Origin of the sequence: Tenggerimyces flavus, from assembly GCF_016907715.1 — a bacterium.
GTDB lineage: Bacteria > Actinomycetota > Actinomycetes > Propionibacteriales > Actinopolymorphaceae > Tenggerimyces > Tenggerimyces flavus.
This window is the reverse complement of record NZ_JAFBCM010000001.1, coordinates 2,930,277-2,942,989: the sequence shown is the minus strand read 5'-3', so window position 1 is coordinate 2,942,989 and position 12,713 is coordinate 2,930,277. Positions and strand designations below refer to the sequence as shown.

18 protein-coding genes are annotated in these 12,713 nt (G+C 69.1%); 10 read left to right on the top strand and 8 right to left on the bottom strand.

Going from position 1 to position 12,713, the window contains the following annotated elements:
- Window positions 1–626 precede the first annotated feature (626 nt).
- Window positions 627–785, bottom strand: coding sequence for a DUF5679 domain-containing protein (locus JOD67_RS13800; RefSeq protein ID WP_205117844.1), 159 nt, complete (start codon window positions 783–785; stop codon window positions 627–629).
- 704 nt (window positions 786–1,489) lie between these two features.
- On the opposite strand from JOD67_RS13800, the gene JOD67_RS13795 reads away from it, so the two are divergent.
- The 6 genes from JOD67_RS13795 to JOD67_RS13770 all read left to right on the top strand — a co-directional run bounded on the left by JOD67_RS13795 (window position 1,490) and on the right by JOD67_RS13770 (window position 4,331).
- Window positions 1,490–2,059 (top strand): M48 metallopeptidase family protein, encoded by a 570-nt coding sequence (locus JOD67_RS13795; RefSeq protein WP_205122988.1) that lies wholly within the window; start codon window positions 1,490–1,492, stop codon window positions 2,057–2,059.
- A 50-nt stretch (window positions 2,060–2,109) separates the two neighbouring features.
- Window positions 2,110–2,862, top strand: a complete 753-nt coding sequence (locus tag JOD67_RS13790; RefSeq protein ID WP_205117843.1) for a hypothetical protein — start codon at window positions 2,110–2,112, stop codon at window positions 2,860–2,862.
- Entirely contained in the window at window positions 2,862–3,206 is a 345-nt protein-coding gene (locus JOD67_RS13785) for a GatB/YqeY domain-containing protein (protein WP_205117842.1), read from the top strand. Before JOD67_RS13790 ends, JOD67_RS13785 begins: the two co-directional genes overlap by 1 nt.
- Before the next feature lie 61 nt (window positions 3,207–3,267).
- A complete protein-coding gene (locus JOD67_RS13780) occupies window positions 3,268–3,645 on the top strand; it encodes a DUF2089 domain-containing protein (protein ID WP_205117841.1) in 378 nt (125 codons plus the stop codon).
- Window positions 3,645–3,902, top strand: a complete 258-nt coding sequence (locus JOD67_RS13775) for a hypothetical protein (RefSeq protein WP_205117840.1) — start codon at window positions 3,645–3,647, stop codon at window positions 3,900–3,902. The genes JOD67_RS13780 and JOD67_RS13775 overlap by 1 nt, the downstream gene beginning before the upstream one ends.
- A 9-nt stretch (window positions 3,903–3,911) precedes the next feature.
- Window positions 3,912–4,331, top strand: coding sequence for an SHOCT-like domain-containing protein (locus JOD67_RS13770; protein ID WP_205117839.1), 420 nt, complete (start codon window positions 3,912–3,914; stop codon window positions 4,329–4,331).
- Window positions 4,332–4,335: 4 nt separating this feature from the next.
- Here JOD67_RS13770 and JOD67_RS13765 read toward each other — a convergent pair whose 3' ends face one another.
- Together JOD67_RS13765 and JOD67_RS13760 are read right to left on the bottom strand one after the other, a co-directional pair.
- Window positions 4,336–4,665, bottom strand: coding sequence for a DUF3817 domain-containing protein (locus JOD67_RS13765; protein ID WP_205117838.1), 330 nt, complete (start codon window positions 4,663–4,665; stop codon window positions 4,336–4,338).
- Window positions 4,662–5,033, bottom strand: a complete 372-nt coding sequence (locus JOD67_RS13760; protein ID WP_205117837.1) for a hypothetical protein — start codon at window positions 5,031–5,033, stop codon at window positions 4,662–4,664. Before JOD67_RS13760 ends, JOD67_RS13765 begins: the two co-directional genes overlap by 4 nt.
- A gap of 108 nt (window positions 5,034–5,141) precedes the next feature.
- Here JOD67_RS13760 and JOD67_RS13755 point away from each other — a divergent pair, with 108 nt between their 5' ends.
- The 4 genes from JOD67_RS13755 (at window position 5,142) to JOD67_RS13740 (ending at window position 8,915) form a co-directional block, all read left to right on the top strand.
- The gene (locus JOD67_RS13755) at window positions 5,142–6,179 is read left to right on the top strand and encodes a ThiF family adenylyltransferase (RefSeq protein WP_205117836.1); all 1,038 of its coding nucleotides are present in this window, start codon (window positions 5,142–5,144) and stop codon (window positions 6,177–6,179) included.
- Between the two features lie 123 nt (window positions 6,180–6,302).
- Window positions 6,303–7,169 carry an LLM class flavin-dependent oxidoreductase gene (locus JOD67_RS13750; RefSeq protein WP_205117835.1) on the top strand — a complete coding sequence of 289 codons (867 nt, stop codon included), beginning with the start codon at window positions 6,303–6,305 and terminating at the stop codon, window positions 7,167–7,169.
- 51 nt (window positions 7,170–7,220) lie between these two features.
- Window positions 7,221–8,561 (top strand): ABC1 kinase family protein, encoded by a 1,341-nt coding sequence (locus JOD67_RS13745; protein WP_205117834.1) that lies wholly within the window; start codon window positions 7,221–7,223, stop codon window positions 8,559–8,561.
- Window positions 8,562–8,618: 57 nt separating this feature from the next.
- Window positions 8,619–8,915, top strand: a complete 297-nt coding sequence (locus tag JOD67_RS13740) for a type II toxin-antitoxin system VapC family toxin (RefSeq protein ID WP_205117833.1) — start codon at window positions 8,619–8,621, stop codon at window positions 8,913–8,915.
- A gap of 207 nt (window positions 8,916–9,122) precedes the next feature.
- Here the strand turns inward: JOD67_RS13740 and JOD67_RS13735 are convergent, their stop codons facing one another.
- The 5 genes from JOD67_RS13735 to JOD67_RS13715 form a co-directional block, all read right to left on the bottom strand.
- Window positions 9,123–9,284: a hypothetical protein gene (locus tag JOD67_RS13735; protein ID WP_205117832.1), complete on the bottom strand. Its 162-nt coding sequence runs from the start codon at window positions 9,282–9,284 to the stop codon at window positions 9,123–9,125.
- A 209-nt stretch (window positions 9,285–9,493) separates the two neighbouring features.
- Window positions 9,494–9,703, bottom strand: a complete 210-nt coding sequence (locus JOD67_RS13730; protein WP_504970670.1) for a putative WhiB-interacting protein — start codon at window positions 9,701–9,703, stop codon at window positions 9,494–9,496.
- Between the two features lie 57 nt (window positions 9,704–9,760).
- Complete coding sequence (locus JOD67_RS13725; RefSeq protein ID WP_205117830.1) at window positions 9,761–10,042, bottom strand: WhiB family transcriptional regulator; 282 nt, start codon at window positions 10,040–10,042, stop codon at window positions 9,761–9,763.
- A 106-nt stretch (window positions 10,043–10,148) separates the two neighbouring features.
- Window positions 10,149–10,421: a hypothetical protein gene (locus tag JOD67_RS13720; RefSeq protein WP_205117829.1), complete on the bottom strand. Its 273-nt coding sequence runs from the start codon at window positions 10,419–10,421 to the stop codon at window positions 10,149–10,151.
- A gap of 156 nt (window positions 10,422–10,577) precedes the next feature.
- Window positions 10,578–12,686: an ATP-dependent DNA helicase UvrD2 gene (locus JOD67_RS13715; RefSeq protein WP_205117828.1), complete on the bottom strand. Its 2,109-nt coding sequence runs from the start codon at window positions 12,684–12,686 to the stop codon at window positions 10,578–10,580.
- Window positions 12,687–12,713: the final 27 nt, after the last annotated feature.

Genomic DNA, 12,713 nt, shown 5'->3' with positions numbered 1-12,713 from the left:
TGGTCGTCGTCGTCGTCGTGGCCGTGGCCGTCGCCGTGGTCGTTCTTCCTTGCAGGCAACGAGGTTCGCGGCATCGCCACAACCGCTTATGCCACACCAGCAGCACCGGCTTACCCGCAATCGGCAGATCCCGCACCACCACCGGCCGCCGACCATGCGGCGACGCGACCGCCCCACACCCCCGACACGCCTCCCGACACGCCTGCGACCCGGCCGTGGTCTGAATCAGCAGGTTCCACTCCCCGAGCAGTTCCACCGCCCGAGTCACCTCGAACCCCTCAAGGCCCAACGCGGCCGTCCACCCAGTAACGTCATCCACGGGTCCTGTGCTCCTTCCAGCCCCGGCTGATTCGCAACCAACCGAGACTGACCGGCACAGGACCCCCCTCACGAGGAGACACGCCGACAGGTCTGCTACCAGCCCCACCACCACCCTTGGCTAAGAAGAGCCTGTTTACATGATCATTGTCCCCAGGGCGGGGCCGGGCCGGGCGAACCCACCGCCGGACGAAAGATCGAGGCTAGCTGTAGCCACACCGGGCACAGCAAATGGGCCGGACCAGCGCGTGCTGATCCGGCCCCACGACGTGCGTCGGTTACTGCGGTACTGCGGTGCTCGGGAGGTGTCAGGCCTTGCCGAGGATCCGGTTCAGGTTCGTGCCGCATACCGGGCACTTCGCCTTCGACATGCGCGTGCCCTTGGCGTTGACGACGACCTCACCGGTCACGGTGCGCTTCTCCCGGCACTTCACGCAGAAGTGCTCACCTTCGAAAGTTTCGGCCATGACGGCCCTCCTTGCTGTGCCTTGCGTCCGGGCAGGGCGGGCCCGCCCTGGGCCGCCCGATCTCGGGTCACCCTATGCCAGGGTCCGCGCCTAACCGACGCTCGCCACGCTGACACGAGGCCCTCCTGCCACAATGTACGTTGGGTAAGCATTGTGCTGCCCAACGCCGGGCATCTTACGCCTAGGCACGCCTGAAGCCACACGGTGGGGCCAGGCTGTGGATAACGGAGAGTAAACGGCAGAAACCCGCGCCGCTCCCAGGGGGCAGTCGGGGTCGGCGCGGGAATCCTCATACAAAGCCCCCGGGTGGCCCAGATGGACCGCTTGCCTTCCCCTTGCGAGCGGGTCATCCGGGGCCCGGGGACTTCGTTACTGAGGACGCTACGAGCCCCGAGACCCGCCGTCAACGAGTCTGGGCAGACTGCTGTCCACGGCTGTGGAAAACCCTGTGGATTGTGTGTGCAAAGCGCCGGTGGATGGTGTGGACGGACTGTGGGGAGCCTTGTGGAGTGAGCGTCACTGCAGGTAGTACCTGTGCTCTGACCTGCGGTTTCGTCCTCCACCTCCTGTGGAGCGCAGAAATATCGGCGAGATGACCGGCGGCGGTTGTCGGCGTTCGGGAGTACGTTTCTGCCGTGGCCGAACCTGTGGCTCGTTCAGGTGGTGCGCGAGGACGTTCGCGCACCCGTACGGCTGCGGGCGACCTGCCGCTGACCGAGGTGGGCCCGGCCGAGGTCGAGGTCCGGCGCAGCCGCCGCCGGCGCCGGACGGTGAGCGCGTACCGCGACGGCGACCGGGTGGTCGTGCTGCTGCCCGCCCGGATGTCGCGGGCCGAGGAACGCGAGTGGGTCGGGGTCATGCTCGAACGGCTCGCCGCCCAGGAACGCCGCCGCCGGCCGAGCGACGACGAGCTGATGACCCGGGCGAGGCTGCTGGCGCGACGCCATCTCGACGACAAGGCGCGACCGGCGAGTGTGCGCTGGGTGACCAACCAGGGCATGCGCTGGGGCTCGTGCACCCCGAGCGACGGCACGATCCGGCTGTCGTCCCGGCTGCGCGGCATGCCGCAGTGGGTGATCGACTACGTCCTCGTACACGAGCTCGCCCACCTGCTCGAGGCCGGACATACTGCCCGATTCTGGGCACTCGTCGATCGTTATCCCCAGTCCGAACGAGCCCGCGGGTACCTCGAGGGCGTCGCTGCGGCGGCCAACCTCGACCTGCGCGGCGAGGTGCCGCCCGATCCGGACGAGGACCTCCGCCTGTTCGAGTGAATGCCCGTTCGGGCAAGCCTGAGCGGGACGATCATGGCTAACGTTCCGGTGTGCTCGACCTCGTACTCCGCCTGGCCAAGCGGCGCCCGCACGTCCGGCTGCAGACCGTCCGGCTCGAGGAGTTGACGCCCGAGCTGACCCGTGAGCTGCACGCGATGTCCAACCGGCTGGCGACCGAGGACCTGGCCCACTTCGAGGTGCACGCGAAGTCGAACGACGTCGTGCACGTCTTCCGCCGGCGGGACACCGACGAGATCGTGGGGTTCCAGTTCTGGCGGACGATGCCCATCGACCTGCCCCGCAGCCGGGTGGTCGCGGGCGGGAAGCTGCGGATGGACCCGGAGTTCCGCAACCGCGGGCTGCATCTGCTGTCGGGGTTGGTGTTCTACCTCAGCGAACGGGTGCGCCACCCACGCACGCGGCTCTACCGGATCTCGGTTGCGAGCGTGCTCGGCTTCATCTCGCTCACCGACACGCTCGCGTCGTACACCCTGCTCCGACCCACGGCCACCGACCGCGAGTCGGTCGCGGTCCGGGACGTTTTCGCAGCCCTGGCTGACGAAAGCGACTTCGAGCTGCGTGACGACGGGCTGATCTTCGTCGACATCTTCATGACCGAGGAGACGCTGGGCCGATACCCCGCGGAGTTCTTCGAACGAGCAGCGGCGCGGGTCTATCGGACGGCCAACCCCGACTTCCGGACGAACGGCTGCTTCCTCGGCTTCTGGTTCCGCTTCACCCCGACCAACGTCCTCAGCCTGACCCGCGCGGTGATCCGCAAGATCCGAAGGAGCACCCCCTGATGCGTACGACCATGCGCGCCGACCTGACCGTGGCCGTCAAGGCCCGAGACAAGCCGGCGATCGCCGCCCTGCGGTCGGCGTTGGCGGCGATCGAGAATGCCGAGGCCGTCCCGGTCGACGAGTCCAGCACCAACCTCACGGGCACGGCCCAGGTCGTCGGCGCGACCGCGTTCGGAGCGGCGGAGGCGGAGCGGCGCGAGCTGACCGAGGACGAGGTCGCGGCGATCGTGGCGAACGAGGTCAGCGAGCGCACCAACGCCGCCGACGAGTACGTCCGCCTCGGCCGCGACGACCAGGCCGAACGCCTCCGGGCTGAGGCCGAGGTGTTGAACCACTACCTGTGAACTTAAGAAAATCAATGCCGACCTCTTGAAAATTAATATTTCATCGCGCATTCTCTGAGACATGGCAGATGGCGCGATGGACTGGCAGGAGCTCACGAACCTGACCCGAGGTCAGCCGTTCGTCGTCGAACGGGTGCGCCTGCCAGGCAGCGGCGTCGCGATCGAGGGCGAGTTCGAGCTGCCGCAGCTGGCCCAGCTCAACGTCGAGGACCAGGTCTTCGTCACGGCGTTCGTGCGCTCCCACGGCTCCATCAAGGAGATGGAGCGGATCTTCGGAGTGAGCTACCCGACGATCAAGTCCCGGCTGAACCGGATCACCCAGCAGCTCGGCTTCGTCGAGACCGATCCGGCGCCTTCGCGGGCGGACGTCATCGATCGGTTGCGCCGCGGCGAGATCACCGCGCAAGAGGCGCTGGCGGAGCTGGAGAGTGCGCCGTGATGCCGCAGCTGGTGACGGTACGGGTCAACCAGCCCGACCATCGCCCGATCCGGATCTGGGTCCCGGTCCTCCCGATCGTGCTCCTGCTCTCGCCGTTCCTGATCCTCGCCCTGCTGGCGGCTGCCGTGGCTGGCCAGCTCTATCGCGTCGACGTGCCGCAGGTGCTCGACGCCGGGTGGCGCATCGTCTGCGCGCTCCCTGGCACCCAGATCGACGTCCACGAAGGCCGTACCGACGTACTCGTCACCTTCGACTAGGAGATCCCCATGAACGAACAGCGCAAGGACATTCTGGCCATGCTGGCCGAGGGCAAGATCACCACCGAGGAGGCAGAGCGCCTCATCGCCGCCGTCGAACGGGACCAGCCAGCCGCGACGACAGTCCTCGAGCGTCCGAAGGGCAAGGCGAAGTACCTGCGGGTGATGGTGGAGTCCATCGAGAACGGCGAGCAGGGACGGGTCAACGTACGCGTTCCCCTGCAACTGCTCAGGGCCGGCGTCAAGCTCGCGGCGCTGATCCCGCCCCAGGCGATCGGTCACATCAACGACGAGCTGACCAAGTCGGGCGTGCCGATCGATCTCACCCAGCTCAAGCCCGAGCAGCTGGAGGAACTCGTCGAACACCTCGACGAGGTGACGATGGAGATCGACCAGTCCGACGCCAAGGTGCGCGTCTTCTGCGAGTAGGCCTTCAGAGACGTTCGCCCGCGTTGGTGCGGCGGGTGACGACGCGGTCGGCGACGAACGACATGAACGGGACCGTGCCGGCCAGGAAGACCAGCAGCGTTCCCTTGATCGACCACCGCGCGCGGCGGGCCAGGTCCAGGGCGAACGCGAGATAGACCAGGTAGAGGAAACCGTGCAGCGGCCCGACGACCGCCGACACCATCGGCTGGTCGGCGAGACGGTTGAGCGGCAGGCCGACGAACACCAGGATCACCAGGCCGACGCCCACCACGTAGGCCAGCACACGGAAGCGGAGCAGGGCGCCGCGAAGGGGCGGCGCGATCGTCGAGGTCATCGCTCCTGCTCGTTCAGCCGGGACAGGTACTTGTTGTACTCGTCCAGCTCGGAGTCCGGCGGCGGTGGCGCGGCCAGGAGCAGCTGACGGGAGATGACCTTCGGCGGCAGCGGTGGCAGGGTCGCGACCGGGTCGGGCGGCGGAGGCGGCGCCTCCCGGCCGGCGTCCCGCAGCAGCCGCCACCACAGGTAGACGGCGAACGCTCCGAACAGCGGCCATTGGACCGTGTAGGCGAGGTTCTGCCAGCTCCCACCGTTCTCGTGGTAGCGCATCCACTGCCACCAGCCGAGCGCGCACATGCCGACCGCCGCCACCACGACGAGCAGGGTGAAGGCGATCCAGCGCGGGGTGAGCAGGCGCTTGACCACAGAACGAAACTAGCAGCCTGTGGACACTGTGGAAGCAGCCCGCACCCACCCTCGTCGCAGTGGCACTCTCGACCTCGTCCACGATCACGGGGAGGTGCGGGAACGACCATGCGACCGCTCTTGAAGCCAGGCGTTCATCGCGTCTGGCGCGACCACCAGACGCTCCAGCTCGGGCTCGATCCAGACCGCGCGGTGGTGCTCGCCGGCGTCGATCAGGCGCTGGCGGACATCGTCGACCGGCTCACTGGCGCGCACACGCTCGACGCTCTTGCTGTGTACGGAGAAACGCGCGGCGTCGACGTGCGGACGACGCGTACGTTCGTCGGCATGCTCGCCGAGAGCGGCCTGCTCGACGACGCCGACCACCTCCCGCCGCACCTCAGCGCCCTGCCGCTGCGAGAGCGCGAACGGCTCAGACCCGACCTCGCCGCGGCCGACCCCAACTCGCTCGAGCGACGCCGGCAGGCGACCGTCCTCGTCCACGGCGCCGGCCGCGTCGGCGCGACCGTCGCCACGCTGCTCGCCGCCGCCGGCATCGGCAGGGTGCGGTCGGTCGACCAGGCCAAGGCCACGCCGGCCGACCTCGCGCCAGCCGGCCTTCGGGAGGAGGACGTCGGTCACTCCCGCGCGTCCGGGGTGAGCCGGACGATCCGTGCCGTCGCGCCGTCGACCGACACGACGAACGTCCAGGTGGGTGGCCACCGGCCGGACCTCGTGGTGGTCGCCCCGGACGAGGAGCCGGACCGACAGCTCGCCCAGGTCCTTGTCCAGCATGGGATTCCGCACCTGTACGTGCGGGTCTGGGAAGCCCGCGGCGTACTCGGCCCGCTCGTCCTGCCGGGCACCGCCTCCTGCCTGCGCTGCCACGACCTGCACCGCGCCGACCGCGATCCCGCCTGGCCGCACCTGCTCGCGCAGATCCTCACCGCCAGACCGGCCGTCCGCGCTTGCGACGTCACGCTCGCGACCACTACCGCGGGCATCGCGGTGCTGCACGTGCTCGCGTTCCTCGCCGGCGAACCGGTGCCTTCGCGGGACGCCACGATCGAGCTCGCGCTGCCGTTCGCCACCCCACGGCGACGGTCCTGGACGCCGCACCCACGGTGCGGCTGCCAGTGGGACCACCTGGCCAGCGCGGCTGCTTAGTGCGCGGAGTCGACCGTGAGGCTGCTCTGCGGCACCCGAGCGGGTGACGGCAAGGCTCGCTGAGCGGTCGGGCTCCGCGCCATCGGCACAGACATGTCGGTGGTCACGTCTACGGTCGAGTGCATGCGCTATGGATTCGTACTCGCCTATGGCGACGCACGCACGGCGGCCGAGCTCGCCCAGATCGCGGAGGAACACGGCTGGGACGCGTTCTTCTGCTGGGAGTCGGTCTGGGGCATCGACCCCTGGGTCGCGCTGACCGCGGCCGCGATGACCACCGAACGCATCAAGCTCGGCACCATGCTCACCCCTCTCCCCCGACGCCGCCCATGGGAGCTCGCGAGCCAGACCGCGACCCTCGACAACCTCTCCGGCGGCCGCGTGATCCTGCCGATCGGGCTCGGTGTACCGAGCAACGAGCCGCGCTTCTGGCTGTTCGAGGACGACCCCGGCCGCAAGGTCCGCGCCGAGCTCATGGACGAGGGCATCGACATGCTTCGCCTGCTCTGGAAGGACAAGACCTTCACGTACGAGGGCACCCACTACCGCTCACGAGCGCTCGACACCGAACCGATGCCGGGGCTCCCGCCGACACCGGTCCAGCCGACGATCCCGATCTGGGCGGTCGGAGCCTGGCCGCGGATGAAGTCGATGAAGCGCGCCGCCCAGCTCGAGGGCTGGCTCCCCGCGTACCACCCGACCGATCCCGATGCGGACAAGGAGCTCACGCCGCAGATCCTGGCCGAGGCGGTGGCGTGGATTCGCGAGGAACGCGCGAAGGCCGGCCGGAAGATGGACGACTTCGACGTGATCTGGGAGGGCAAGACGCCCGCGGACGACCCGGCGGCCGGCGCGGCGAAGGCCCGTGAATGGGCGGACGCGGGAGCCACCTGGTGGCTCGAGGCCGACTGGGACTCGTTCGATCCCAACGAGGTACGTCAGGCGTCCGAACGGCGTCTGCGGGCGGGTCCGCCGCGAATCGAGGTGTGAGCTGGTGGACAAAATGTGAAACCGGTTGGCAGGAACAGCGACAATGGGGCGGTGAGCGATCTCCCCCGCAGCGCGGCGGCTCGCGCGCTCAAGCTGGCTGGCCTGCCGTTCGGCATCGCCGGCCGGGCGACGCTTGGGCTGACCAAGCGCCTCGGCGGCAAGCCGGCCGAGGCGGTCGCGGAGGAGCTGCAACGCCGCACTGCCGACCAGCTGTTCAAGGTGCTCGGTGAGCTCAAGGGCGGCGCGATGAAGTTCGGCCAGGCGCTGTCGATCTTCGAGGCGGCGTTGCCCGAGCAGCTCGCCGAGCCGTACCGAGCGACACTGACCAAGCTGCAGGACTCGGCGCCGCCGATGCCCGCGTCCACCGTGCACCGAGTGCTCGCCGAGGAGCTGGGCCCGAACTGGCGCCGGCGACTGCGGAAGTTCGAGGACGTTCCGGCTGCCGCGGCGTCGATCGGCCAGGTGCACAAGGCGCGCTGGACCGACAATCGCGAGGTCGCGGTGAAGATCCAGTACCCGGGCGCGGCGAAGGCGCTGCGCAGCGACCTGAACCAGATCGCCCGAGTTGCCGGCCTGTTCGGTGCGCTGTTTCCGGGCGTCGAGGTGAAGCCGCTGATCGAGGAGCTCAAGGCCCGGGTCGGCGAGGAGCTCGACTACGAGCACGAGGCGGAGGCGCAGCGCGGGTTCGCCAAGGCGTACGCCGACGACCCGGAGATCGCGGTGCCGCGCGTGCTGTTCCAGACGCCGCGGGTGCTGGTGACGGACTGGCTGGACGGCCGGCCGCTCAGCGACGTCATCGCCCACGGCACCCAGGCCGAACGCGACCACGCCGGCCTGCTGTTCGTCCGGTTCCTGTTCTCCGGGCCCGACCGCGCCGGCCTGCTGCACGCGGATCCGCACCCGGGCAACTTCCGCATCACGCCCGACGGGCGGCTGGGCGTGCTCGACTACGGGTTGGTGGCCCGCCTGCCGGACGGGTTCCCGCGGCACATCGGCACGCTGCTGCGCGTCGGGATGAGCGGGGACTTCGAGACGGTCGTCGAGGGGCTGCGCCGCGAGGGGTTCATCCGGGCGGGGGTCGAGATCCAGCCGGAGGATCTGTACGAGTACCTCAACCCGTTCATCGACCCGGCGCGGGAGAAGACGTTCAAGTTCAGCCGGGAGTGGATGCGGACCCAGTTCCAGCGGATCACCGACATCCGCGGCGGCTCGATGGCGATGAAGATCAACCTGCCGCCGTCGTACCTGCTGATCCACCGCGTGTGGAGTAGCGGCGTGGGCGTGCTGGCCCAGCTCGGCGCCGAGGCGCCGTTCCGCGGTGAGCTGGAACGGTGGCTGCCCGGCTTCGTCGACGATCCGGCCGACGAGGAACGGGATCTGGTCGACGCCTGACCGCACGCTAAGTGAAAGCGGTCGACCACGCTGAGCTGTTGTACGACGACGAGGAAGATGTCGGCCGCAAACTTCCTGGAGGCGGCGATCGTCATCGATCGGGTCGGTGATCCTGTTCTGAGCAGGCAGCTGGACGCACTGATCGATGAGGCGAGTATTGAAGTCGAAGCAGTGACGAAGTCGCAGGCTCACCTGGCTCGGACTGCGTATCGCGACTTCGGCAAAGGCAGTGGTCATCCCGCCGGACTCAACTTCGGGGACTGTTTCGCGTACGCGTGGGCGAAGGAGGCGGGCGAACCTCTGCTCTTCAAGGGAGACGACTTCGTCCACACGGACGTGACTCCCGCGAGGTGAACGGGATTTGGTCGACGCTTGACCGTCGGCCGACCATCCCGTGGCCGAGCCCGACCTAGCGTGGGTGCTGCGGCCCCGACTCCGGCGAGTCGTGGCCTCCCCGAGGAGAGGGGCGGACTCGAGAAGGCGTGGGTTGGTCTCCCCAGCTGATCACACCAAGCCAGATCGAGCCGCCCCTCGACACGTCCGGCCGATGCGATCAAGCGGTTACCACCAGGCCATGTCCAGCCGGCCCTCGATGCCTCTCAGGTTCTCGCGCGTGCAGCTCTCGCAGTAGTGCTTGGCGCGGCTGTCCTCGAACGAGACGACCCAGGTGAGCGGCGGTTCGTCGTTCGGTGCCGAACTTCCGCACAGGTCGCAGACGATCATTGGGCTCCTCTTTCGGTAGGTGGCCCCGTGCCCTCCTCTATCGTCGCGCGCTCGGTCGCCGTTGGCGTTTCACGGACATCACAGGATTCGTCGTGTCGCGTTGTGCGGTCCCGGCAGTCCGTCACATGAGTGAACGCCGGGAGCCTCCCCCTCGAGGCAGGAGGCTCCCGGCGTTCAGTCACTCAGTTGTTCAGTTGGTGCTCAGTCGCTCAGACGAGACGGGCGACCGCGAGCCGTGCCTGATGCACGGCCTGGCTGGCCCTTCGCTTGAACCGGCGGGCGCGCAGCAGCTGCGCGGCCCGGCGGCTCTCCTCCGCGGTTTCGAGACGCCCGCGTATCTGTGCTCGAGCCAGGTCTTCTTGAATGAGATGCATCGAAGTACTCCTGAAAGTCTTGGTGGTTCTCGGCTTCGGGTTCATGTGTCCATTTTTTGGTCGTCGGGGGACGTGTTCCCACGTCCAGGTCGGGTGGCGGTACTACGCGGCTACGGGGTTCTTCCGAGGCCGACCCCTGGGACGCTTGCGTGGAACAACCACGCCAGCGACGAGCAGCTGGCCGCCCCACACTCCCCAAGGCTCACGCCGGGCAAGCGCACCCTCCAGGCACTCCTGGACGAGCGGGCAGCTCTGGCAGAGGGACTTCGCGAACTCCACGTCGTCAGGCTTCTCCGCGAAGAACAGCTCAGGGTCGTACGAGCGGCAGGGAAGCTCGACCTGTGCGGAGACCTCGACGAAGGGTTCGAGGACGCTGAGACTCATACCGTTTCACCTCCTCTCATGGCTGGCAGTTGGCCGTAAGAATCAGAAAGGCCGCGGATCCCGGGGTTCGGGTTCCGCGGCCTGGAGGCGCCGGTCTGAGTGGGACTCATAAGACCGGTGGACTCCAGGCAGTGTTACCCGGGACGGGGCGCTGCGTGGTCGGGATGTAGGCGGTGGCGGACAGGTTCTTGGTGGTGCTCGGGGACGCGGTACGGCCCTCGCCGAGGCGGCCGCTGGACAGACTGGTCCCCTGGTGCGAGGCGAACGAAGGCGCAAGGCGGCGCTCCGGACGCGCGAAAACGCCAAGTCGAGTGGCCGACTGCACACGGAAGGAAGCGTCGACGGTGACCTGACGCGAGCTGGTTTCGTTCTTGATCATCGGACTGCCTCCTTCCTTGGACGCGGGCGGGCGCTCTCTGGCGCAATGGGTTCGAGAGATGAGGGTAGACGGATTCCGGAGGGCCTCGCAAGCAATTAAACCCAACTCCTTGAAACGTTTTCCGGAGCCAGGCGTGAGCCGCGGGAAATCGTGGTCTCAGGAACCGTCGCAGAGCTCCAGAACGGCGTCGCCGTACTTCTCCAGCTTGGCCGCGCCGACGCCGGAGATCCTGGACAGCTCCGCACGGTCCGACGGCTTCGCCTCGGCGATCGCGGTCAGCGTCGCGTCGGTGAAGATCACGTACGCCGGCACCTTCTGCTCGGCCGCAAGCTCCTTGCGCCACTCGCGGAGCTGCTCGAACAGCGCCTCGTCCAGACTCGACGGGCAGTCGAAGCAGCGCCCGAGCTTGCGGTCCGACGCCTCGACCAGCGCCTTGCCGCAGACCCGGCACTTCGCGACGCCCTTGGACTTGCTCCGCCCCGAACCCCGCACGCCCGCCGGCCGGTCCGCCGCGGCGGAGCCAGTCGGTCGGACGCCGTCCAGGAACCGCGACGCCGAGCGCCGCGCCCGCTGGCCCGGCGAACGTGCCGTCGCCCACGACACGGCGAGGTGCTCCCGGGCGCGGGTCACGCCGACGTACAGCAGCCGGCGCTCCTCCTCGATCTGCTCCGGCGTCTCGGCGTAGATGATCGGCATCGTTCCCTCATGCATGCCGGCCAGGAACACCGCGTCCCACTCCAGGCCCTTCGCCGCGTGCAACGTCGACAACGTCACACCGTCCGCGGTCGGCGCGTGCTGCGCGGCCGCCCGCTCCTCCAGGATCGCCACGAACTCGGCCAGTCCGGCCGCCGGCTGCTCCTGCGCGATCGAATCCGCGAGCGTGGCCAGCGCGGCGAGCGACTCCCAGCGCTCGCGGACCGCGCCGGTGCCCGTCGGCGGGTCGGCCGTCCAGCCGGCCGAGCCGAGCACGGTCCGTACGTCCACGACCAACCCCGAGGTCTCGTCCTCCTGCGCGGCCCGCGCCGCCCCGCGCAGCAGGACGATGGCCTGGCGCACCTCCGGGCGGTCGAAGAAGCGCTCGGCGCCGCGGACGAAGTACGGGATCGACCGCTCGGCCAGCGCCTGCTCCAACGCCTCCGACTGCGCGTTGATGCGGAACAGCGCCGCCATCTCGCGGTAGGGCACGCCTTCGGCCGCGAGCTTCGCGATCGCGAGCGCGATGCTCTCGGACTCGACGACCTCGTCCGCGTGCTCGGTGAACGTCGGCTCCGGCCCGTCCGGGCGCTGTGCGAGGAGGGTGACTGCCTTGTCGGCCGCCTTCCCGCGGGCAGCGTCGAGCAGCCCGTTCGCCACCCGGACGACCTGCGGCGTCGACCGGTAGTCGCGGACCAGCCGGACGACGGAGGCGGACGGGTAGCGCCGCTTGAACCCGAGCAGGTAGTCGGGCGAGGCACCCGCGAACGAGTAGATCGTCTGGCTCGCGTCGCCGACGACGCAGACGTCCTCGCGGTCGCCCAGCCACAGCGAGAGCAGCGTCTGCTGCACCGGGCTCACGTCCTGGTACTCGTCGACGACGAAGTGCTTGTACTGCGAACGGATCGCCTCGGCGACCTTGCGGTCGTCGGCGAGCAGCGCGGTCGCGCAGAGCAGCACGTCCTCGAGGTCGATCACGCCGCGGTCGCGGCGGACCTCCTCGTACGCGGCGAACACGCGCGAGACCGTCGCGAAGTCGTACCCCCCGACCTGCCGGCCCATCTTCGCCGCGACCGCGGGGTAGTCGTCGGGCCGGACGTTGCTGACCTTCGCCCACTCGATCTCGCTCGCGAGGTCGCGCCGGCCGGCGACGTCGGCGTCGACGCGGCACCGGTTGGCGGCCTCGGAGACCAGCCTGAGCTTGGTGTCGACGATCGGCGGCAGCTCGCTCTTGTAGACCTGCGGCCAGAAGTACCGCGCCTGCCGGAGCGCGGCGGAGTGGAACGTCCGCGCCTGCACGCCCACGACGCCGAGCTCGCGCAGCCTCGTCCGCATCTCGCCGGCGGCGCGCGTCGTGAACGTCACCGCCAGCACCTGCTGCGGCTTCCACATGCCGGAGAGCACCGCGTACGCGATCCGGTGCGTGATCGCGCGCGTCTTGCCCGTACCCGCGCCCGCGAGGATGCAGACCGGACCGCGCAGCGCCAACGCCGCCTCGCGCTGCTCGGGGTCGAGCGCGTCGAGGATGGCGTCGGGATGCGGAAGTCCGGTCGCGTCGGTCACGCCACCCATCATGACAAGGGGCCACCGACAACACGC

Bases quoted from the DNA above. Each gene is read 5' to 3' on its own strand.
- JOD67_RS13800 (WP_205117844.1), bottom strand. From the start codon at position 785: ATGGCCGAAACTTTCGAAGGTGAGCACTTCTGCGTGAAGTGCCGGGAG.
- JOD67_RS13785 (WP_205117842.1), top strand. From the start codon at position 2,862: ATGCGTACGACCATGCGCGCCGACCTGACCGTGGCCGTCAAGGCCCGA.
- JOD67_RS13780 (WP_205117841.1), top strand. From the start codon at position 3,268: ATGGCAGATGGCGCGATGGACTGGCAGGAGCTCACGAACCTGACCCGA.
- JOD67_RS13775 (WP_205117840.1), top strand. From the start codon at position 3,645: ATGCCGCAGCTGGTGACGGTACGGGTCAACCAGCCCGACCATCGCCCG.
- JOD67_RS13770 (WP_205117839.1), top strand. From the start codon at position 3,912: ATGAACGAACAGCGCAAGGACATTCTGGCCATGCTGGCCGAGGGCAAG.
- JOD67_RS13765 (WP_205117838.1), bottom strand. From the start codon at position 4,665: ATGACCTCGACGATCGCGCCGCCCCTTCGCGGCGCCCTGCTCCGCTTC.
- JOD67_RS13755 (WP_205117836.1), top strand. From the start codon at position 5,142: ATGCGACCGCTCTTGAAGCCAGGCGTTCATCGCGTCTGGCGCGACCAC.
- JOD67_RS13750 (WP_205117835.1), top strand. From the start codon at position 6,303: ATGCGCTATGGATTCGTACTCGCCTATGGCGACGCACGCACGGCGGCC.
- JOD67_RS13740 (WP_205117833.1), top strand. From the start codon at position 8,619: ATGTCGGCCGCAAACTTCCTGGAGGCGGCGATCGTCATCGATCGGGTC.
- JOD67_RS13735 (WP_205117832.1), bottom strand. From the start codon at position 9,284: ATGATCGTCTGCGACCTGTGCGGAAGTTCGGCACCGAACGACGAACCG.
- JOD67_RS13730 (WP_504970670.1), bottom strand. From the start codon at position 9,703: ATGAACCCGAAGCCGAGAACCACCAAGACTTTCAGGAGTACTTCGATG.
- JOD67_RS13725 (WP_205117830.1), bottom strand. From the start codon at position 10,042: ATGAGTCTCAGCGTCCTCGAACCCTTCGTCGAGGTCTCCGCACAGGTC.
- JOD67_RS13720 (WP_205117829.1), bottom strand. From the start codon at position 10,421: ATGATCAAGAACGAAACCAGCTCGCGTCAGGTCACCGTCGACGCTTCC.
- JOD67_RS13715 (WP_205117828.1), bottom strand. From the start codon at position 12,686: ATGGGTGGCGTGACCGACGCGACCGGACTTCCGCATCCCGACGCCATC.